Here is an 18678-nt window from a genome sequence, read left to right on the forward strand (position 1 = left end):
GTGGCGCGGTTCCGCCGCCCGTCGCTCTACAAGTCGTCGGAGGAACTCCGGGCGATGGTCCGGCCGGGGCTCCTGACCGCCCAGGCACTGGACGCCGTCCGGTCGGCGCTGCGCGTCGGCATCACCACCGGTGAACTCGACGCGATCGCGGAGCGTGTCATCCTCGAGGGCGGTGGCGTCCCGAACTTCCAGCTGGTCCCCGGTTACCAGCACACCCTGTGCGTCTCCGTCAATGACGAGATCGTGCACGGCATCCCCGGCGAACGGGTGATCGAAGCCGGCGACATCGTGTCCATCGATGCGGGCGCCGAGGTTGACGGCTGGAACGGCGACAGCGCCGTGACGGTCGTCGTGCCCGGGGGAGACCCGGAGCGGGCCGCGGCACGGACGATGCTCGCCGACGTCACCGAGCGGTCGATGTGGCGGGGGATCGCGGCTCTCGCGACGGCACGGAACCTCAACGAGATCGGCGCGAGCATCGAGGACGCGATCGACGAGACCGGCGCCTGGGGCATCGTGGAGGACTTCACGGGTCACGGCATCGGTCGTTCGATGCACGAAGATCCGCCGGTGTTCAACTACCGGGTGCGGGGCGGGGGTCCCGCGGTCCGTCCGGGGCTCGCGGTGGCCATCGAGCCGATGGTGACCGCCGGCACGATCGACAGCAGCACCGATGCGGACGGCTGGACCGTCCGCACGCTCGACGGCTCGGACGCCGCGCACTGGGAGCACAGCGTGGCGGTGCACGAAAACGGCATCTGGGTGCTCACCGCAGCGGACGGCGGCGCCGCCGCCCTGGCACCGCTCGGCGTGCAGCCGCAGCCCATCGCGTGATCCAGCGCAGCGCGTGAACCAGCGGAGCGCGTGAACCAGCCGCAGTGCGGGAACCAGCGGCGCGGGTGAACCAGCCGCAGTGCGGGAACCAGCGGCGCGGGTGAACCAGCCGCAGTGCAGGAACCAGCGGGCGACGCGACGTCACAGGCCACTCGACGCCCCGGTTCGTCTCATCCGAGGCGGGAGCACGTCACGCCTCCCGAGCCGGGCGGGCGGGCTGCGCCGCGCCTCCCGATCGTGGGGAAGTCAGCGGCGGACCGGCGGGCGGCCCGCCCGGCCTGCGACCGCTGTCAGTTGCCGACCGAGCAGGTCTGCTCGGCGGCCGACTGTCCGGTGATCGTCGAGGGCAGCGGCGTCGCCGTCGCGCTCGGCGTGCTCGATGCCGAACTGCTCGCCGAGGACCCGGAGGAGGGTGCACTCGACGTCCCGCTGCTCGACGTCCCGCTGCTCGACGACCCGGAGCTGCCGGTGCCGGAGGAAGACGCGCTGCCGGTCCCGCCCTCGGCCTCGGAGGCACGGCCGGTGCTCGAGTCGGTGAGGCTCGTCTTCGTGTCGTTCTGCAGCGCGACGTTGAGCGTGTGTGCGTCGCTCTGGGAGACGATCACGCGGTTCGCGTCGTAGGGATCGTCGGTCACCGGGTACTGGACGAACAGCATGTCCGCCGTGCTCATGCTCTTGAGGGTCGTGGCGAGTGACACGAGCGTCTGGGCCGAGGCGAGACCGTCGGACAAGGTCATGTTCGAGATCGCGGCGCGCGCGAGCTTGTACAGGGTCAGGGGGTTCGACAGCGTGCCGTTCGAGGTCACCTTGCGGAGCAGGGCGGACAGGAACACCTGCTGGGAGCTGATGCGCGCGAGGTCGCTGCCGTCGCCGACGCCGTGGCGGGTCCGGAGGAACTGGAGGGCCTGCGTGCCCTGGAGCGTGTGCGTCCCGGCCGACAGATGGAGGCCCGTGTAGCTGTCGTTGATCGAGTTCGCGACGCAGACCGAGACACCGCCGACCGCGTTCGACATCTCGATGACGCCGTCGAAGGTGATGAGACCGGCGTACGGGATGGACAGGCCGGTCAGGTTCTCGACGGTGTCCACGACGCACGAGACACCGCCGTTGCCGAGCGCCGTGTTGATCTGCGCAGCGGAGGACGCCGGGTAGGACGTCCCCGTGTCCGGGTTCGTGCAGGCGGGGAGGGGCACGACGAGATCGCGGGGGAAGCTCACGGCGGTGAGCTGCGTGTGGTCGGCGGAGATGTGGATGAGGATCGTGACGTCGTTCCGCGCACCCTCGGTGTCGAGCGACTCCGCCTTCTGCCCCACGCGGGTGTCGCTGCCGATGAGCAGGATGTTCGCCCCGCCCTTCATCGCCGTGATGGAGGTCTTGTTGGCGCTCGCCTGGTCGTCGTCGCTGAGCTTGACCGTCGAGACGGATCCCGTGAGCGTCACCGCGGCGAAGGCCGTGACGGCGACGCTGCTGACGAGGGCGACACTGAGCACGGACGCGATGACGGTGAGCAGGGTCCGCCAGGAGCTCGGACGACGGAGCCGTCCGTGCCGGGCGATGCCGGGGCGACCGCGACGGCGGCGCAGCGGGGCGTCGGACACGAGGTGGACTCCGTTCGGTGGGCGCATCAGCGCGGGGCGTGGGCGGCATCGCGGGTGGCGGAGCGTCGCCGGGCGGAGGTGCGCGGCGGCACTCCCGTGGAGAACCGTACGATGGCGCTCCTGTCGCACTCCTGGAAATCGCCGGAGAACCCCTGAAGAGGGGTCGCTGACGGCGCGATCGCGGGTCGCGAACAGGACGCGCCGAGACCGGGCCGGACTTGGCAATCGTCCCGCTACCACATAAGATCGATCTTTGGTGTGTCATGCCGTTCGGCGTGGCGCAGGTGACCGCTCCGGTGGTCACCGGTTCGGTCTGCACATCCTGCCAGACCGGACGCCGAACCCGCAGACCGGTTCGGATCACTCCCAGCGACAGCAACCCAAGCGACAGTGAGGCTATGGCCAAGAAAGACGGCGTCATCGAGATCGAGGGCTCGGTGCTCGAGGCTCTGCCCAACGCGATGTTCCGCGTTGAGCTGACCAACGGACACAAGGTCCTCGCGCACATCTCGGGGAAGATGCGTCAGCACTACATCCGCATCCTCCCGGAGGACCGCGTGATCGTGGAGCTCAGCCCGTACGACCTCACTCGCGGCCGGATCGTCTACCGCTACAAGTGATCCTCGCCGGAAAGGAACGGCCCGACGGCCCCGTCGGGTACGAAGCCAGCGAGATCGAGGAATCGACATGAAGGTCAACCCCAGCGTCAAGCCCATCTGTGAGCACTGCAAGGTGATCCGCCGGAAGGGCCGCGTCATGGTGATCTGCAAGAGCAACCCGCGCCACAAGCAGCGCCAGGGCTAGTCCCTCCGCCGCGGCCGGGTGCCGTGCGGGGTCGCCAGGCCCCGCACCGGCTCGACAGCGAACAGCTGAGCAGCACGCACAACTGAACATCGACAACGCAGTGCCAGAACCGATCGGCGACGAACCGACCGGGGACACCTCGGGGCGGAGGCCCGAGCACCGGTACTGCGCCACACCTCCACCGAAAACAGGAGCAGCCAGACATGGCACGTCTAGCAGGCGTCGACATCCCGCGCGAGAAGCGCGTGGAGATCGCACTCACGTACATCTACGGCGTCGGCCGTACCCGTTCCCTCCAGGCGCTCGCCGAGACCGGTATCTCGGGCGACATCCGCGTCAAGGACCTCACCGACGACCAGCTCGTCGCCCTCCGCGACTTCATCGAGGGCAACTTCAAGGTCGAGGGTGACCTCCGCCGTGAGGTGGCCGCCGACATCCGCCGCAAGGTCGAGATCGGCAGCTACGAGGGCCTCCGCCACCGTCGTGGTCTCCCGGTGCGTGGACAGCGCACCAAGACCAACGCGCGGACCCGCAAGGGCCCGAAGCGCACCGTGGCAGGCAAGAAGAAGGCCCGATAGGAGATCACCATGGCTACCCCCAAGACTGCTGCCCGCAAGCCGCGGCGCAAGGAGAAGAAGAACATCGCCGTGGGCCAGGCCCACATCAAGTCGACGTTCAACAACACGATCGTCAGCATCACCGACCCGTCGGGCGCCGTCCTGAGCTGGGCCTCGTCCGGTGCTGTCGGCTTCAAGGGCTCGCGCAAGTCCACGCCGTTCGCGGCGCAGCTCGCCGCCGAGTCGGCCGCCCGCCAGGCGCAGGAGCACGGCGTCAAGAAGGTCGACGTCTTCGTCAAGGGTCCGGGCTCGGGCCGCGAGACCGCGATCCGCTCGCTCCAGGCCGCCGGCCTCGAGGTGGGCTCGATCAACGACGTCACCCCGCAGGCGCACAACGGGTGCCGCCCGCCGAAGCGTCGTCGCGTCTGAGCTAGGAGCTCTCGGCCGCGACCGGACGCCCGCTCATCGAGCGGGGTCGACCGGTCGCGGCCATTCCTGGTCGTTCGATCGCGCACGTCGGTGCGCGTGATCACAACTCAACAGACCCGGCGAGGCCTCGGGCCCCGTCGTACCGCCAAGTGTCATATAGCGGACACTTCGCCGAAAGGAATCCACAGTGCTCATTGCACAGCGCCCCACCCTGACCGAGGAGCCGATCTCCGAGTTCCGCTCGCGGTTCATCATCGAGCCGCTCGAGCCGGGCTTCGGCTACACCCTCGGCAACTCGCTGCGCCGCACGCTCCTGTCCTCGATCCCCGGTGCCGCCGTCACCAGCATCCGCATCGACGGTGTGCTGCACGAGTTCAGCACCGTGCCGGGTGTCAAGGAGGACGTCACCGAGATCATCCTCAACATCAAGAACCTGGTCGTCTCGAGCGAGCACGACGAGCCCATCACGGCGTACCTCCGCAAGCAGGGCGCGGGCCAGGTCACGGCGGCGGACATCTCGGCTCCGGCCGGTGTCGAGATCCACAACTCGGACCTCGTCATCGCCACGCTGAACGACACCGCCCGGTTCGAGCTGGAGCTCACGATCGAGCGCGGTCGTGGGTACGTCTCGGCGACCCAGAACCGCTCCGAGTTCAGCGAGGCCGGTCAGATCCCGATCGACTCGATCTACTCGCCGGTCCTCAAGGTCACCTACCGGGTCGAGGCGACCCGTGCCGGTGAGCGCACGGACTTCGACCGTCTGGTCGTCGACGTCGAGTCGAAGCCGGCGATCACGCCTCGCGACGCCATCGCCTCCGCCGGCCGCACGCTGGTCGAGCTGTTCGGGCTCGCCCGCGAGCTCAACACGGCGGCCGAGGGCATCGAGATCGGCCCCGCGCCGGTCGACGCGGTGCTCTCGAACGAGCTGCAGACCCCGATCGAGGACCTCGACCTGTCGGTCCGCAGCTACAACTGCCTCAAGCGCGAGGGCATCAACACGGTCAGCGAGCTCGTCGCCCTCTCGGAGACGCAGCTCATGAACATCCGCAACTTCGGTCAGAAGTCGGTGGACGAGGTCAAGGACAAGCTCACCGAGCTCGGCCTGTCCCTCAAGGACACCGTTCCCGGATTCGACGGCGCCCACTTCTACAGCGGGTACGACGAGGACGAGTCCAACTGATCCCGTGCCGCTCCTGACGGAGCGCAGCACACCCACCCCCTTCCCACCACTGGAGAACTGACATGCCCAAGCCCACCAAGGGCCCCCGCCTCGGAGGCGGTCCCGCGCACGAGCGCCTGCTCCTGAGCAACCTCGCGAACGCGCTGTTCACGCACGGCCGCATCACCACGACCGAGACGAAGGCCAAGCGCCTCCGTCCCGTCGCGGAGCGTCTCGTGACGTTCGCGAAGCGTGGCGACCTGCACGCCCGCCGCAAGGTGATCAGCATCATCCGGGACAAGTCCGTCGTGCACATGCTCTTCACGGAGATCGCGCCGCAGATGGCCGACCGCCAGGGCGGTTACACCCGGATCACCAAGCTCGGCTTCCGCAAGGGCGACAACGCGCCCCTCGCGTCGATCGAGCTCGTGCTCGAGCCCGTCTCGGGCACGCCCGCTCCGGTGAACCGTCGCTCGAACCGTGCGTCCGGTTCGGCCGCAGCCGGGGCCGTGTCGACGACCGCCGCCGAGGAGGCCGCCACCGAGGAGACCACCGACGACGCCGCCGTCGCCGCGGAGACGACCGAGGCGACCGCGACCGACGCGACCGCGACCGACGCCGCTGAGGCCGAGAGCACGGACGCCGTCGCGGAGTCCGAGCCCGTCGCCGCCGAGGAGACGACCGACGCGGCCGCCGAGGTCGAGGCGGACGCCGCCAGCAAGGCCGACGAGACCGAGTAGGACCTCGCCAGCACGCCACACGGAGGGCCTCCGCAGCGATCGCTGCGGAGGCCCTCCGTCGTCGGTGGGGCCCCCGGTCCCTAGACTCGACGCGTGACCGGTCAGCCACGCGTCGCCGTCCTCGGCCCGGTGCTCGTCGAGTCCCCGGCAGGGGACCTCGATCCGCTGCCCGGCGCGCTCGCCCGGACGTTCATCGCGGTCCTCGTGCTCGCCCGGGGCAACACCGCCACGACCGAGACGCTCATCGACGAGCTCTGGGGCGACACCCCGCCGAAGGGGGCGCGCGCCGCGCTGCAGACCCTGGTGTCGCGGGTACGGCGGTCGACCGTCGAGGGCGTCGTCGCGTCGACGGGCACCGGCTACCGGTTGGCCCTGGACCCGTCGGCGCTCGACCTGGGACGGGCCGAGCAGGTCGCCGGGCGGATCTCCGACGAACTCCGGACCGATCCAGCTGGCGCGGCCCGCCGGGCATCGGCCGTGCTGGCCACGTGGCGCGGTGAGCCGGGTGCGGACCTCGAGGGACCGGTCGCCGAGGAGCTCGCGGACCGGGCGGCGACCGTGCAGCGGACCCTGCGGCGCGCCCTGGCCCAGGCGCTCTCGGCGTGCGACGACCCCGACGGCGCGGCGCGGCTGTGGGAGCAGGAGGTCGTGGCCCACCCGTTCGACGAGGCTGCGGTCGCGGGGCACATGCGGGCACTCGTCGCGGCAGGACGGGGCGCCGAGGCCCTCACGGTGTTCGCAGGACACCGCGATCGCCTGGCCGAGGAGCTCGGCGCGGACCCGTCGGCGGACCTGGTGCGGCTCAACATCGAGATCCTCCGAGCGACGTCGACGTCGGCCCGGTCCGTGCGTCGCCTCGGCCTGCGCCGATCCCCGACCACGCTCATCGGCCGGGACGCCGAGGTGGAGGCCGTCGAGCGGCTCGTCGAGGAGGAGCGGCTGGTCACGGTCCTCGGTGCCGGAGGCCTCGGCAAGACCCGGCTCGCGCAGGAGGTCGCGGGGCGCACCGCGCCCGACGTCGCCGTCGTCGTCCTCGAGCTCGCCTCGCTCACGGACGGCGCGGACATCGTCCCCGCGCTCGGCGCGGTGCTCGGGATCGCGGAACTCCGCGCCGGACGGTCACTCCGGGACGTCGTGCTCGCGGACCTCCGGTCACGGGTCCTCCGGGCTCTCGGGGAAGCGCCGACCTTGCTCGTGCTCGACAACTGCGAACACGTCGTCGGGGAGGTCGCTGCACTCGTCGTCGACCTGCTCGGCGAGGTCCCGAGCCTCCGCGTGCTCACGACGTCACGTGCCCCGCTCGCGGTGCCGGGCGAGGTGGTCGCACCACTCCCGCCCCTGCCGGTCGAGGCCGACGGCGCCGCCGTCCGGCTGTTCACCGAGCGTGCCCGGGCCGCCCGGCCCGGCGCCGTGTTGCCGGTCGATGCGGTCCGTCGGATCTGCGCCCGGCTCGACGGCTCGCCGCTCGCGATCGAGCTGGCGGCGGCACGCGTCCGCGGCATGAGTGTCGACGAGATCGAGCGACGGCTCGACGACCGATTCGCCCTGCTCCGCGGAGGCGATCGGACCGCGCCCGAACGGCATCGGACGCTGCTCGCCGTGATCGAGTGGAGCTGGCGGCTCCTCGACGACGGCGCCCAGGACCTGTTGACCCGCTTGGCGCTGTTCCCGGACGGCGTCGCGGTGGAGGCGGTCGAGGCCGTCGTGCGCCCGGACCGGGTCGACACGGCGCTCGACGACCTCGCGGAACTCGTCGAGCAGTCGCTCGTCCAGTTGACGGAGCGCGAGGGCGAGCCCGCACGCTACCGGTTGCTCGAGACGGTCCGGGAGTTCGGTGCCGCGCGGCTCACCGAGCGGGGTACGACCGAGGACGTGCGCACGGTGATGATCCGGTGGGGCGCGGCCCACGCCCTCGATCGGAACGTGCTCCTCGCCGGTCCCGGGCAGCGTCGCGTGTTCCGCGAGGTCGAACGCGAGGTCGACAACCTCGTCGCGCTCCTGCGGTGGTCGCTCGGCCGGGGCGACCACAGGGCGATCGCGCCGATCGCCGCAGCGCTCGGGACCTACTGGTCACTCCGGGGCGTGCACGGGGAGGTCGTGGCGATCGCGCCCGACGTCGTCGCGGCGCTGGCGGGCGGCGCGCCCGACCCCGACCTGCTCCTGCCCACCGTCGTGGCCCTCACCGTCATGGGGGCGTCGTCGGCGTTCACCGACCTCCGGACGGCCGCCGTCGCCGTGTCCGCCTTGCGCCGACTGCGTCGGCAGCACGGTCCGACCGGAGTCCGCCTGGCGGATGCGCAAGCGGAGCTCTTCACCGCGATCGGACGCGCCGACCTCGCGATGGCGGCCCTCGCCCGCCTCCGCGACGACGACGACCCCGAGGTCGCGTGCTTCGCCCTGACGATCAGTGCGCCCCTGGCCGAGAACGCGGGCGACGTGGCGGACGCGCTCCGCTACGCCCGCCGGGCGGAGGCGCTCGCGAGCGCCCACGGCGACCTCTGGACGGCGGGAACGGCCGACGTGTCCCGCGTGCAGCTCCTCACCCAGACCGGGCACCCCGAGGAGGCACTGGTCGCCGCGGATCGCGCACGGGAGCGACTGCAGTGGTTCGGCGCGGACGACGACCTCGCCGAGATCAGCTGGTCGATGGGCCTGGCTGCGGCTGCTGCCGGTCAGCCGGACCGGGCGCGCGCCGTCGCGGTCGACCTCGACCTGCCCCGACCGGGCGCCCGACTCGACGACGACGGACTCCAGTTCCGGACGCTCGCGTTCGCCGTCCGGGCGGAGGCCGCCCGCGCGGAGGGCGACGTGCAGACCGCGCTGGAGGAGTACGACCGCGGCTTCGCGTACGTCCGTGACCACATGAAGCAGGCACCGCAGTGGACGCTCATGGTCGCCGCGGCGCGCATCGCGATCGACCTGGAGGCCCGCGAGCGGGACGGGGGTGCACCGCGCCTCCCGGACGACGGCAGGGCGACGGAGGCGGCCCGGGTGGCCAAGGTCGGCGCGCTCGTCGCGATCCGCATCGGCGCGTGGTGGCTCGACCTGCCGGTGATCGGCGACGCGCTCATCGCGGTTGCCCTGTGGGGGGCCACCACGCAGCGCGTCGAACCGGGTCTCGTCGCGGCGATCTGGGGGACCGCCGTGCGCGTGGGAGCGCGGCAGGACCTCGCCGTGCTCCGGTACGAGCGCGTCCGGGGCGTGCTCGCGCGGTGGACGGGACGGGCCGCCCTCGCGGACGCCGAAACGGCCTCGGCCGGTCTGGATCGGGCCGAGGCCGTCGCGCGGGCCCGAGCGCTGCTCGAGCAGGTCCGCGTCCCGCGGCGGGCGGAGGCTCAGGCCTTCCGCATGTAGGCGCGGACGGTCAAGGGGGCGAAGACCGCGACGACGACCGCGGCGCCGACGAGCGAGAGCACGAGGTCGCTGCCCACCTGCCCGTGGTTGACGAGGTCGCGCACGGCGGTGATGAGGTGCGAGATCGGGTTCACCTCGCTGAACCACCGGAGCCAGGACGGCAGCGTGTCGGCGGGGACGAACGCGTTCGACAGGAACGTCAGCGGGAACAGGACCATGTTCGAGATGCCCGAGACGCTCGACGCGGTGCGCGCGACGACACCGAAGAACGCGAACACCCAGCTGATCGCCCAGGCGACCACGACGACGAGGAGTCCCGCGGCGACGACCGACCCCAAGCCGCCCTCGGGACGCAGGCCCATGCAGAACCCGACGACGAACGTGATGGTCGTCGCGATCGCGTAGCGGACCGTGTCGGCGAGCAGCGCTCCGGCGAGCGGGGCGATGCGGGCGATGGGCAGCGACTTGAACCGGTCGAACACGCCCTTGTCCATGTCCTCGCGGAGCTGGACGCCCGTGACGATCGACGAGGTGATGTTCGTCTGCACGAGGATGCCCGGGATGATGATCGGCAGGTAGGCCGTGACACCGCCCGCGATCGCCCCGCCGAAGATGTACGTGAACATCACGGTGAAGATGATCGGCATGAGCGTGACGTCGAAGAGCTGCTCCGGCGTGCGGCGGACCTTGATCAGTCCGCGGTAGGCCATCGTGAGCGACTGGCGCACCGTGGCCCCGAGTCCCGAACCGCCGACGCCGGGGCGCGGAGCGATGGTGCGGGGCGTGCTGGTGATGGTGGTCATGCGAGGGTCCCTTCGAGGACGCGGTCGGTGTCGCTGGTCGGGTCGTCCTGCGCGACGGGCCGACCGGTGATGGTGAGGAAGACCTCGTCGAGCGTCGGCTTCTGCACGCTCATCTCGGCGAGGGAGACGCCCGCGTCGCGGAACGCGACGAGCAGGTCGGTGACGCGGTCCGGGTCGGCCATCGGCGCGGTGATGCGGGCACCCTCGGGTGACACGGCCGCGCCGGCCCCGAGGACCCGCTCGACGATCGCCTGCGCCGCGTCGAGCCGGGCGGCCTCCACGAGCCGGAGCTGCAGGGAGGCCGTGCCCACCGACGCCTTGAGGTCGTCCGCCGTGCCCTCGGCGACGACACGGCCCCGGTCGATGACGGCGATCCGGTCGGCGAGCTGGTCGGCCTCGTCGAGGTACTGCGTGGTGAGGAGCACGGTGGAGCCGGTCGCGACGAGCTCGCGGATCGTGTCCCACATCTGCGCACGCGTCCGGGGGTCCAGCCCGGTGGTCGGCTCGTCGAGGAAGATGAGTGGCGGTTGCGCGATGAGGCTCGCGGCGAGGTCGAGCCGCCGTCGCATCCCGCCGGAGAACGCCTTGAGCGGGCGCTTCGCGGCCTCGGTCAGTCCGAAACGCTCGAGGAGGTCCGAGGCCTTCGCCCGCGACTCGGCCCGACCGAGGCCGAGCAGTCGGGAGAAGATGACGAGGTTCTCGGTCGCGCTCAGCGTCTCGTCGACGGAGGCGTACTGCCCGGTCACGCCGATGAGCCGTCGGACCGCCTGGGCCTCGTGCCGCACGTCGTGTCCGAAGATGCGTGCCTCGCCCGCGTCGGGCTTGAGCAGCGTGGCGAGCATGCTGATGGTGGTGGTCTTGCCCGCGCCGTTCGGCCCGAGCACGCCGTACACGGTGCCCGCCTCGACCCGCAGGTCGACGCCGTCCACCGCACGGTTCTGCCCGAACGTCTTGACGAGGCCGGTCGCCTCGACGGCGAGCGTCGCCTGGTCGTTCATGGGGTGTCCTTTCGTTCGACGGTGCCCATGCTCCGGGCGGGCGCTGACGTGGCACTGACGTGGTGCTGACGCCGGTACCCTCGTCCCGTGACAGACGAGGCCGGCACCGTGCGTCTCCGGCTCGACATCGCCTACGACGGCAGCGGTTTCGCGGGATGGGCTCGGCAGCCGACCCTCCGGACGGTGCAGGGCGAACTCGAGTCCGCGCTCGAGACCGTGTTCCGGCGCTCCGGCCCGGCGCCCCGCCTCACGGTGGCGGGCCGGACGGACGCGGGCGTGCACGCGACGGGGCAGGTCGCCCACTGTGACCTCACCCCCGAACAGTGGGGGAGCCTCGCTCGGCCGCACCGCGGTGCGGCCGGCCGACCCCAGCGGCTGCCGACGGACGCCCTCCTGCACCGCCTGAACGGCATCGCGGGGCTCGACAGTGACGTCGTGGTGACGGCCGTCGCGGTCGCGCCGCCGGGGTTCGACGCCCGGTTCTCCCCGGTCTGGCGACGGTACGCGTACCGCGTCGCGGACCTCGGGGCACCGCGGGACCCGCTCCGCCGCGGCCACACGCTGTGGTACCCCACGCGCCTCGACGAGGGCGCGATGGAGACGGGCGCCCTGACGCTGCTCGGCCTGCACGACTTCGCCACGTTCTGCAAGCCGCGGGAGGGCGCCACCACCATCCGAACGCTCCAGGAGTTCCGATGGCACCGTGAGCCGGACGGCGTGCTCGTGGCGTCCCTCCAGGCCGACGCGTTCTGCCACAGCATGGTGCGGGCGATGGTGGGTGCGTCGCTCGCGGTCGGCGAGGGGCGGCTCGCGCCGCACCGGCTGGCGGAGCTGCGCGAGGACGCGGTGCGCACGAGCGCGTTCACGGTCGCCCCGGCGAAGGGGCTCGTCCTCACCGAGGTCGGCTACCCGCCCGACGACGAGCTCGCGGCCCGCGCGGAGCAGACCCGGGCCCGCCGCGACCAGGACGGGCACCGGTCGGAGGCCGACCAGGCTCGACAGGTCGCCATCAGCACCGCCGCGCCCACCGCCGTCCCGGAAGGCCCCGCAGGGTCGGGCGCGGTCGCGGAGCGACGCGCGTGAGCCGGCGCAGGCCCCGGGCCGTCGTCGCGGTCGCACCGGGCGTGGTGTTCGTCGAGGGACCCGTGTCGAACTGGGTCGTGCTCGCCGAGGAGGACGGGGTCGCCCTCGTCGACGCCGGGTACCCCGCCGACGCCGGACTCGTGCTCGACACCATCCGGTACGCGGGACACGACCCGGCCGACCTGCGCCGGGTGTACGTCACGCACGGGCACGTCGACCACATCGGTGGCCTCCCCGCGATCCTGGAGGCCCACCCCGGCGTGACCGTGCTGGCCCACGCCGACGAGGTCGCGGCCGTGCGCGGGCCCGAGCGGGACCAGGCGACCCTCGGCGACATCGGTGGCCGGATCGCGGCGCCGCGGGTGCTCGGCTGGGCCGCCCGTGCCGTCCGCTCGGGTGGCCTCGACCCCGTGACCGTGCCCCCGGTCCGCGCGTTCACGGCCCGCGACTTCGACGAGCGGGCCATCGCACCCCTGTCGGCACCCGGGCACACGCTCGGGTCGACGGCGTACCTGTTGCCCGCCGCGGACGCGCTCGTCACCGGCGACGCGGTCGTCACGCACCACGACGTGCAGCCCCGGTCGTGGTCGCCGCGGCCGCGGATGATCCCGGCCCTGTTCACCGCGGACACGGCCACCGCTGTCGAGTCGGCCGCGGCGCTGCCCCTGCCGGGGATCGTGCTGCCGGGCCACGGACCCGCCGTGCACCGGGTCGGTGACCGCTGGGTCCCGATCGGGCACTGAGTCCGTCGAGGTTTGACGGTACCGCGACGCTCCGGTAGTGTCGTCGATTGGTCTGCGCCTCGTGCGTCGGACCCGAAGTTGAGCCCTCCACCGGAGCGTTCGCCGGGCGTCGCCCCGCGGAACACCCCACCGGAGTGGGATTCACGGACACCTCACCTCGACACGAAAGCAGCACACCTGTGACTCGCACGTTCTCACCGAAGCCCGCGGACGTCCAGCCGAAGTGGCTCGTCATCGACGCCACCGACGTCGTCCTCGGCCGTCTCGCCTCGCACGCCGCGGCGCTCCTGCGCGGCAAGCACAAGGCCACCTTCGCTCCGCACATGGACATGGGTGACTTCGTCATCATCATCAACGCCGAGAAGGTCGCCCTGACCGGCTCGAAGCTGGCGCAGAAGACGTACTACCGGCACTCCGGCTACCCGGGCGGCATCACCGCCACGACCTACCCGGAGATGCTCGAGAAGCACCCGACCCGCGCCGTCGAGAAGGCGATCCGCGGCATGCTCCCGAAGAACAGCCTCGGCCGCGCCCAGCTCAAGAAGCTCAAGGTCTACGCCGGTCCCGAGCACCCGCACGTCGCCCAGCAGCCGACGCCGTACACCCTCGACCAGGTCGCGCAGTAACGACGGCCACGCAGCAGAAGACACAGGACTCCACACTCATGGCTCAGATCGCAGACTCCATCGACCAGACCCCGTCGAGCTTCAGCACCGAGAGCGCCCCGGCGACCTCGGAGGCGGCTCCTCGTCAGATCCTCAACGTCTCCGGCGCGGCCGTCGGTCGCCGCAAGGAGGCCATCGCCCGCGTGCGCCTCGTCCCCGGCGCCGGCACGTTCTCGGTGAACGGCCGCTCGCTCGAGGACTACTTCCCGAACAAGCTCCACCAGCAGCTCATCAACGACCCGTTCAAGGTCCTCGAGCTCATCGGTTCGTACGACGTCACCGCCCGCATCACCGGTGGAGGCCCCTCGGGCCAGGCCGGCGCGCTGCGTCTGGCGATCGCCCGGGCGCTCAACGAGATCGACCGCGAGAACAACCGCGCCACGCTCAAGAAGGCGGGCTTCCTCACCCGTGACGCCCGCGTCATCGAGCGCAAGAAGGCCGGTCTCAAGAAGGCCCGTAAGGCGTCGCAGTTCTCGAAGCGCTGATCGCGCTTCGGACGGCATCACCGTGCCACGTCTGTTCGGAACGGACGGTGTTCGTGGTCTCGCCAACGGCGAGCTGACGGCCGCGCTCGCACTGGGCCTCGCCCAGGCGAGCGCGGCCGTGCTCACGCACGGACACCACGCGGACGCACGTCGTGCGTCCGGTCGGCCGCGTCCCATCGCGGTCCTGGCGCGCGATCCGCGCGTCTCCGGGGAGTTCCTGGGCGCGGCCGTCGCGGCCGGCCTGGCGAGCGCCGGCGTCGACGTCCTCGACGCCGGGGTCATCCCCACCCCCGCGGCGGCGTTCCTCGTCGCCGACATCGACGCGGACTTCGGCGTGATGGTCTCCGCGTCCCACAACCCGGCGCCCGACAACGGGATCAAGTTCTTCGCCGCCGGCGGCCGGAAGCTCCCCGACGAGGTCGAGGACCGCATCGAGGCAGCGATCGGGAGCGCCGAGGTCCCGGTGCCCACCGGCGCCGACGTCGGGCGGATCACCCGCTTCGCCGACGCCGAGGACCGCTACGTCGTCCACCTGCTGAGCACCCTGCCCGCACGGCTCGACGGCATCCACGTCGTCCTCGACTGTGCGAACGGGGCCGCGGCCGCCGTGTCGCCCGAGGTGTTCGTCAACGCCGGCGCGCGGATCACCCTCATCGGTGCGGACCCGGACGGCGTCAACATCAACGACGGCGTCGGGTCGACCCACATCGACAACCTCGCCCGCGCGGTGCTCGAAGCCGGTGCCGACGTCGGGATCGCCCACGACGGCGACGCCGACCGGTGCCTGGCGGTCGACGCCGAGGGCAACGCGATCGACGGCGACCAGATCATGGCGATCCTCGCGCTGTCCCTCAAGGAGCGCGGCCGGTTGCAGGACGACACGCTCGTGGCCACGGTCATGAGCAACCTCGGTCTCCGCCGGGCGATGGCCGAGAACGGCATCGCGGTGCTCGAGACCGCCGTGGGCGACCGGTACGTGCTCGAGAAGATGGTCGAGGGCGGGTACTCGCTCGGCGGCGAGCAGTCGGGCCACATCATCTTCAACGAGTTCGCCACGACCGGCGACGGCATCCTGACCGGGCTCCACCTGGTCGCCGAGATGGCCCGAACGGGCAAGACCCTGGCCGAACTGGCCGCCTGCATGACCGTGTTCCCGCAGGTGCTCGTCAACGTGCGCGGTGTCGACCGGCACGGCCTCGACGACGACGGTGTCCAGCGCGCCATCGCGGGCGCGGAGGCAGCGCTCGGTGACACCGGGCGGGTCCTGCTCCGGCCGTCGGGCACCGAACCCGTGGTCCGGGTGATGGTCGAGGCGGCGGACCAGGCGACCGCGGAGCGCGTCGCCAACGAACTCGCCGCGGTCGTGCACGACCGGCTCGGACTCGACGCGGCCTGATCACGGGCGGGAGGCGCGGTGCGGATCGGACCCGCACCGCGCCTCCCGGTCGTGTCCGGGTGGTGCGTCAGATCTTGCGGAGCAGCACGCTCGAGACGGAGTGGTCCGCACCCTTCTTGAGCACGAGCGTCGCGCGGGATCGCGTCGGCAGGACGTTCTCGAGGAGGTTCGGCTCGTTGATGCTCCGCCAGACGTCCGTCGCGGTGCGGACGGCGTCCTCGTGGGAGAGCGTCGCGAAGCGGTGGAAGAACGAGTTCGGGTCCGCGAAGGCCGCCTGCTGCAGGGCGAGGAAGCGGTCGACGTACCAGGACTCGATGTCGCGGGTCTTCGCGTCGACGTAGATCGTGAAGTCGAAGAGGTCCGACAGTGCCAGGCCGCCGTTGACGGGTGGTGCGAGCACCGTGAGCCCCTCGACGATGAGCACGTCGGGCTGGCGGACGACGATCTCGGCGTCGGGCACGATGTCGTATTGCAGATGTGAGTAGAACGGCGCGCGGACCTCGGCCGCACCGCTCTTGACCTGGCTGACGAAGCGCAGCAGGGCGCGGCGGTCGTAGGACTCGGGGAACCCCTTGCGGTCCATGATCCCGCGGCGCTCGAGCTCCGCGTTCGGGTAGAGGAAGCCGTCCGTCGTCACGAGTTCGACCCGCGGGGTGTCCTCCCACCGCTTCGTCAGCTCCCGGAGCAGCCGCGCGACGGTCGACTTGCCCACCGCGACGGACCCCGCGACGCCGATCACGAAGGGCGTGCGTGACGCTCGCTCGCCGAGGAACCCGCTCGTGGCGGCGTGGAGGCTCCGGGCGCCCGCCGCGTAGAGGTTGAGGAGCCGGGACAGCGGGAGGTAGACCTGCTGCACCTCGTCCATGTCGAGCCGGTCCCCGAGCCCGCGGAGCTGGACGATCTCGGTCTCGGTGAGCGCGAGGTGCTGGGAGGGTGCGAGGGCGGACCACTCGGGGCGGTCGATCTCGACGAAGGGCGTCGGGTGGGCGACGGTCTCCGCGTGGGCGTTGGCCATGAGGACGAGGGTAGACGAGAGGATGGTGCAGTCTCCGAGCCGACGCGGTGTGGACGACGTGCTGTCCACAGCGGGTGGACCGGATCACAGCGCCGCGGGAGACCCTGAGCGCACAGCCGGCGCTCGCCGGCGTCGCGATCCTCGTGATGGCGGTCGTCATCCCCACCGCACTGGCCCTGGGCCTCCACGCGGAACTCCGTCTCGAGGCGCCACCCGTGCAGTGGTGGGGCGCGCCTCCCGCAACGAACCGGCCGGCCCCTGCGCAGGCTCCGCGCACTCCCTCCGCCGTCTACACCCCGCCCCAGGCCTCGTCGAAGTGACCGAGCGCGTCGTTCATCTGGGCGTACTGCTGTCTGTTGTCTGAGTAGGGTCGGCCGCATGGAATACCGTCATCTGGGCAACACGGGACTGCAGGTCTCCACCATCAGCCTCGGCACGATGGGGTTCGCCGGCACCGGCTGGGCGAGTCCGGTCGGCCACATCGACGTCGATGGGGCTCGCCGGCAGATCGACATCGCGCGCGACGCGGGCGTCAACCTCATCGACACGGCCGACGTCTACTCCGACGGCGCGTCCGAGGAGATCCTCGGCCAGGCGCTGGGCAGCGCGCGCGAGGACGTGCTCATCGCCACGAAGGTCCGCGGGGGCATGGGGCCCGGACCGAACGACGGCGGACTGTCCCGCCACCACATCGTCAAGGCCGCCGAGGACAGCCTCCGTCGGCTCGGCACCGATCACATCGACCTCTACCAGCTGCACGGCTGGGACGGATCGACGCCCCTCGAGGAGACGCTCGGCGCGCTGGACGACCTCGTCCGGTCGGGCAAGGTGCGCTACATCGGTGCGTCGAACTTCTCCGGGTGGCACCTCATGAAGGCGATGTGGGCCTCCGACAAGCACCACCTGGAGCACTTCGCGAGCCAGCAGATCTACTACTCGCTGCAGTCCCGTGACGCCGAGAACGAGCTCGTGCCGATCACGCTCGACCAGGGCATCGGCATCCTCGTCTGGAGTCCACTCGCTGGTGGTCTGCTCACCGGCAAGTACCGTCGGGGTCAGGACGTGCCCGAGGGTTCGCGGCGCTTCGAGGGCTGGACCGAGCCGCCCATCGACGACGAGGACCGCCTGTACGACACGATCGAGGTGCTCGTCGACATCGCCGAGCAGCGGGGCGTCACCGCGACGCAGGTCGGCCTGGCCTGGACGCTCGCGAAGCCGGGCGTCACGTCGGCGATCGTCGGCGCGCGGACCGAGGAGCAGCTCACCGACAGCCTCGGAGCGGCGGACGTCCAGCTCTCCGCGGACGAGATCGCCCGCCTCGACGATGCGAGCGCGACCCCGTTGCAGTATCCGTACTGGCACCAGGCGAACACGGCGGACGGTCGGTCGAGCGCGGCCGACCTCAGCCTCATCGGGCGCCACCTGCAGCAGGACTGACCGCCGATCGGTCCGAGGCCCCGCACGCCACCGAGCGTGCGGGGCCTCGCCGTCGTTCAGCACCCCGCACGCCGTTCGGCTCAGGAGCAGGCTCAGGCGGGGAGCGCGGCCTCGATCACGGCGACGATCGCCGGGTCGTCCGGCACGGTGGTGGGCCGGAACCGGTGGACGGCGCCGTCCGGCGTCACGACGAACTTCTCGAAGTTCCACGTCACCCGTCCGGCCTTGCCGTTCGCGTCCGGGGTCTGCTTGAGCTCCTGGTACAGCGGATGGGCGCCGCGGCCGTTCACCTTGACCTTCTCGGACATCGGGAACGTGACGCCCCAGGTGGTGCTGCAGTACTCCTCGATGGCCTCGGACGACCCGAGCTCCTGCAGGAACTGGTTGCTCGGGAACCCGAGGACGGTGAACCCACGGTCGCCGTACCGGCGCTGGAGTTCCTCGAGCTGCTCGTACTGCGGCGCGAGGCCGCATCGGGAGGCCACGTTCACCACGAGGACGACCTTGTCGGTGAACGCGCCGAAGGTGGTCTGCTCGCCCTGGAGCGTGGTGATCGGGATGTCGGTGAGGGTCACGGG

The 18678-nt window shown here is 71.5% G+C and carries 20 protein-coding genes; 15 read left to right on the forward strand and 5 right to left on the reverse strand.

Annotated features, from left to right (window positions below; genetic code table 11):
• Complete coding sequence (map, locus tag DEI92_RS01835) at positions 1-834, forward strand: type I methionyl aminopeptidase (protein WP_111009828.1); 834 nt, start codon at positions 1-3, stop codon at positions 832-834.
• Positions 835-1124: 290 nt separating this feature from the next.
• Here the strand turns inward: map and DEI92_RS01840 are convergent, their stop codons facing one another.
• Entirely contained in the window at positions 1125-2432 is a 1308-nt protein-coding gene (locus DEI92_RS01840; protein ID WP_258369894.1) for an LCP family protein, read from the reverse strand.
• A gap of 398 nt (positions 2433-2830) precedes the next feature.
• Here DEI92_RS01840 and infA point away from each other — a divergent pair, with 398 nt between their 5' ends.
• From infA to DEI92_RS01875, 7 genes are all read left to right on the forward strand, one after another.
• Positions 2831-3052 carry a translation initiation factor IF-1 gene (infA, locus tag DEI92_RS01845; RefSeq protein ID WP_017885509.1) on the forward strand — a complete coding sequence of 74 codons (222 nt, stop codon included), beginning with the start codon at positions 2831-2833 and terminating at the stop codon, positions 3050-3052.
• A gap of 67 nt (positions 3053-3119) precedes the next feature.
• Entirely contained in the window at positions 3120-3236 is a 117-nt protein-coding gene (gene rpmJ, locus DEI92_RS01850) for a 50S ribosomal protein L36 (RefSeq protein ID WP_066517823.1), read from the forward strand.
• 203 nt (positions 3237-3439) lie between these two features.
• Positions 3440-3814, forward strand: a complete 375-nt coding sequence (gene rpsM / locus DEI92_RS01855) for a 30S ribosomal protein S13 (RefSeq protein WP_111009826.1) — start codon at positions 3440-3442, stop codon at positions 3812-3814.
• 9 nt (positions 3815-3823) lie between these two features.
• Positions 3824-4222 (forward strand): 30S ribosomal protein S11, encoded by a 399-nt coding sequence (gene rpsK / locus DEI92_RS01860; protein ID WP_055950867.1) that lies wholly within the window; start codon positions 3824-3826, stop codon positions 4220-4222.
• A 187-nt stretch (positions 4223-4409) separates the two neighbouring features.
• Positions 4410-5402 (forward strand): DNA-directed RNA polymerase subunit alpha, encoded by a 993-nt coding sequence (locus DEI92_RS01865; protein ID WP_111009825.1) that lies wholly within the window; start codon positions 4410-4412, stop codon positions 5400-5402.
• A 62-nt stretch (positions 5403-5464) separates the two neighbouring features.
• Complete coding sequence (gene rplQ, locus DEI92_RS01870; RefSeq protein WP_111012134.1) at positions 5465-6121, forward strand: 50S ribosomal protein L17; 657 nt, start codon at positions 5465-5467, stop codon at positions 6119-6121.
• Between the two features lie 93 nt (positions 6122-6214).
• Positions 6215-9475, forward strand: a complete 3261-nt coding sequence (locus tag DEI92_RS01875) for a BTAD domain-containing putative transcriptional regulator (RefSeq protein WP_111012135.1) — start codon at positions 6215-6217, stop codon at positions 9473-9475.
• Here the strand turns inward: DEI92_RS01875 and DEI92_RS01880 are convergent.
• Positions 9457-10278 carry an ABC transporter permease gene (locus DEI92_RS01880; RefSeq protein ID WP_111012136.1) on the reverse strand — a complete coding sequence of 274 codons (822 nt, stop codon included), beginning with the start codon at positions 10276-10278 and terminating at the stop codon, positions 9457-9459. The genes DEI92_RS01875 and DEI92_RS01880 overlap by 19 nt on opposite strands.
• The gene (locus DEI92_RS01885) at positions 10275-11276 is read right to left on the reverse strand and encodes an ATP-binding cassette domain-containing protein (RefSeq protein WP_111012137.1); all 1002 of its coding nucleotides are present in this window, start codon (positions 11274-11276) and stop codon (positions 10275-10277) included. Before DEI92_RS01885 ends, DEI92_RS01880 begins: the two co-directional genes overlap by 4 nt.
• A gap of 87 nt (positions 11277-11363) precedes the next feature.
• Between DEI92_RS01885 and truA the strand changes: the two genes are divergently transcribed.
• From truA to glmM, 5 genes are all read left to right on the forward strand, one after another.
• Positions 11364-12359 (forward strand): tRNA pseudouridine(38-40) synthase TruA, encoded by a 996-nt coding sequence (gene truA / locus DEI92_RS01890; protein WP_258369898.1) that lies wholly within the window; start codon positions 11364-11366, stop codon positions 12357-12359.
• Entirely contained in the window at positions 12356-13102 is a 747-nt protein-coding gene (locus DEI92_RS01895; protein ID WP_111012138.1) for an MBL fold metallo-hydrolase, read from the forward strand. Before truA ends, DEI92_RS01895 begins: the two co-directional genes overlap by 4 nt.
• Positions 13103-13281: 179 nt before the next feature.
• Complete coding sequence (gene rplM, locus DEI92_RS01900; protein ID WP_111012139.1) at positions 13282-13728, forward strand: 50S ribosomal protein L13; 447 nt, start codon at positions 13282-13284, stop codon at positions 13726-13728.
• Between the two features lie 38 nt (positions 13729-13766).
• A complete protein-coding gene (gene rpsI, locus DEI92_RS01905; protein ID WP_111009817.1) occupies positions 13767-14252 on the forward strand; it encodes a 30S ribosomal protein S9 in 486 nt (161 codons plus the stop codon).
• A gap of 22 nt (positions 14253-14274) precedes the next feature.
• Entirely contained in the window at positions 14275-15648 is a 1374-nt protein-coding gene (gene glmM, locus DEI92_RS01910; protein WP_111012140.1) for a phosphoglucosamine mutase, read from the forward strand.
• Positions 15649-15715: 67 nt separating this feature from the next.
• Here glmM and coaA read toward each other — a convergent pair whose 3' ends face one another.
• Positions 15716-16663 carry a type I pantothenate kinase gene (gene coaA / locus DEI92_RS01915; protein ID WP_111009815.1) on the reverse strand — a complete coding sequence of 316 codons (948 nt, stop codon included), beginning with the start codon at positions 16661-16663 and terminating at the stop codon, positions 15716-15718.
• A 74-nt stretch (positions 16664-16737) separates the two neighbouring features.
• Between coaA and DEI92_RS01920 the strand changes: the two genes are divergently transcribed.
• Positions 16738-16983 carry a hypothetical protein gene (locus tag DEI92_RS01920; protein WP_111012141.1) on the forward strand — a complete coding sequence of 82 codons (246 nt, stop codon included), beginning with the start codon at positions 16738-16740 and terminating at the stop codon, positions 16981-16983.
• A gap of 58 nt (positions 16984-17041) precedes the next feature.
• Positions 17042-18100: an aldo/keto reductase gene (locus tag DEI92_RS01925; protein WP_111012142.1), complete on the forward strand. Its 1059-nt coding sequence runs from the start codon at positions 17042-17044 to the stop codon at positions 18098-18100.
• A gap of 92 nt (positions 18101-18192) precedes the next feature.
• On the opposite strand, the gene DEI92_RS01930 is transcribed toward DEI92_RS01925, so the two are convergent.
• Positions 18193-18675 carry a glutathione peroxidase gene (locus DEI92_RS01930; RefSeq protein ID WP_111009812.1) on the reverse strand — a complete coding sequence of 161 codons (483 nt, stop codon included), beginning with the start codon at positions 18673-18675 and terminating at the stop codon, positions 18193-18195.
• Positions 18676-18678: the final 3 nt, after the last annotated feature.

It is taken from the genome of Curtobacterium sp. MCBD17_034, from assembly GCF_003234515.1.
Taxonomy (GTDB): domain Bacteria; phylum Actinomycetota; class Actinomycetes; order Actinomycetales; family Microbacteriaceae; genus Curtobacterium.

Coding starts and splice junctions, on each gene's coding strand:
- DEI92_RS01885 (WP_111012137.1), bottom strand. CDS start 11,276: ATGAACGACCAGGCGACGCTCGCCGTCGAGGCGACCGGCCTCGTCAAG.
- rpsI (WP_111009817.1), top strand. CDS start 13,767: ATGGCTCAGATCGCAGACTCCATCGACCAGACCCCGTCGAGCTTCAGC.
- rpsM (WP_111009826.1), top strand. CDS start 3,440: ATGGCACGTCTAGCAGGCGTCGACATCCCGCGCGAGAAGCGCGTGGAG.
- DEI92_RS01880 (WP_111012136.1), bottom strand. CDS start 10,278: ATGACCACCATCACCAGCACGCCCCGCACCATCGCTCCGCGCCCCGGC.
- rpmJ (WP_066517823.1), top strand. CDS start 3,120: ATGAAGGTCAACCCCAGCGTCAAGCCCATCTGTGAGCACTGCAAGGTG.
- rpsK (WP_055950867.1), top strand. CDS start 3,824: ATGGCTACCCCCAAGACTGCTGCCCGCAAGCCGCGGCGCAAGGAGAAG.
- rplQ (WP_111012134.1), top strand. CDS start 5,465: ATGCCCAAGCCCACCAAGGGCCCCCGCCTCGGAGGCGGTCCCGCGCAC.
- infA (WP_017885509.1), top strand. CDS start 2,831: ATGGCCAAGAAAGACGGCGTCATCGAGATCGAGGGCTCGGTGCTCGAG.
- coaA (WP_111009815.1), bottom strand. CDS start 16,663: ATGGCCAACGCCCACGCGGAGACCGTCGCCCACCCGACGCCCTTCGTC.
- DEI92_RS01925 (WP_111012142.1), top strand. CDS start 17,042: ATGGAATACCGTCATCTGGGCAACACGGGACTGCAGGTCTCCACCATC.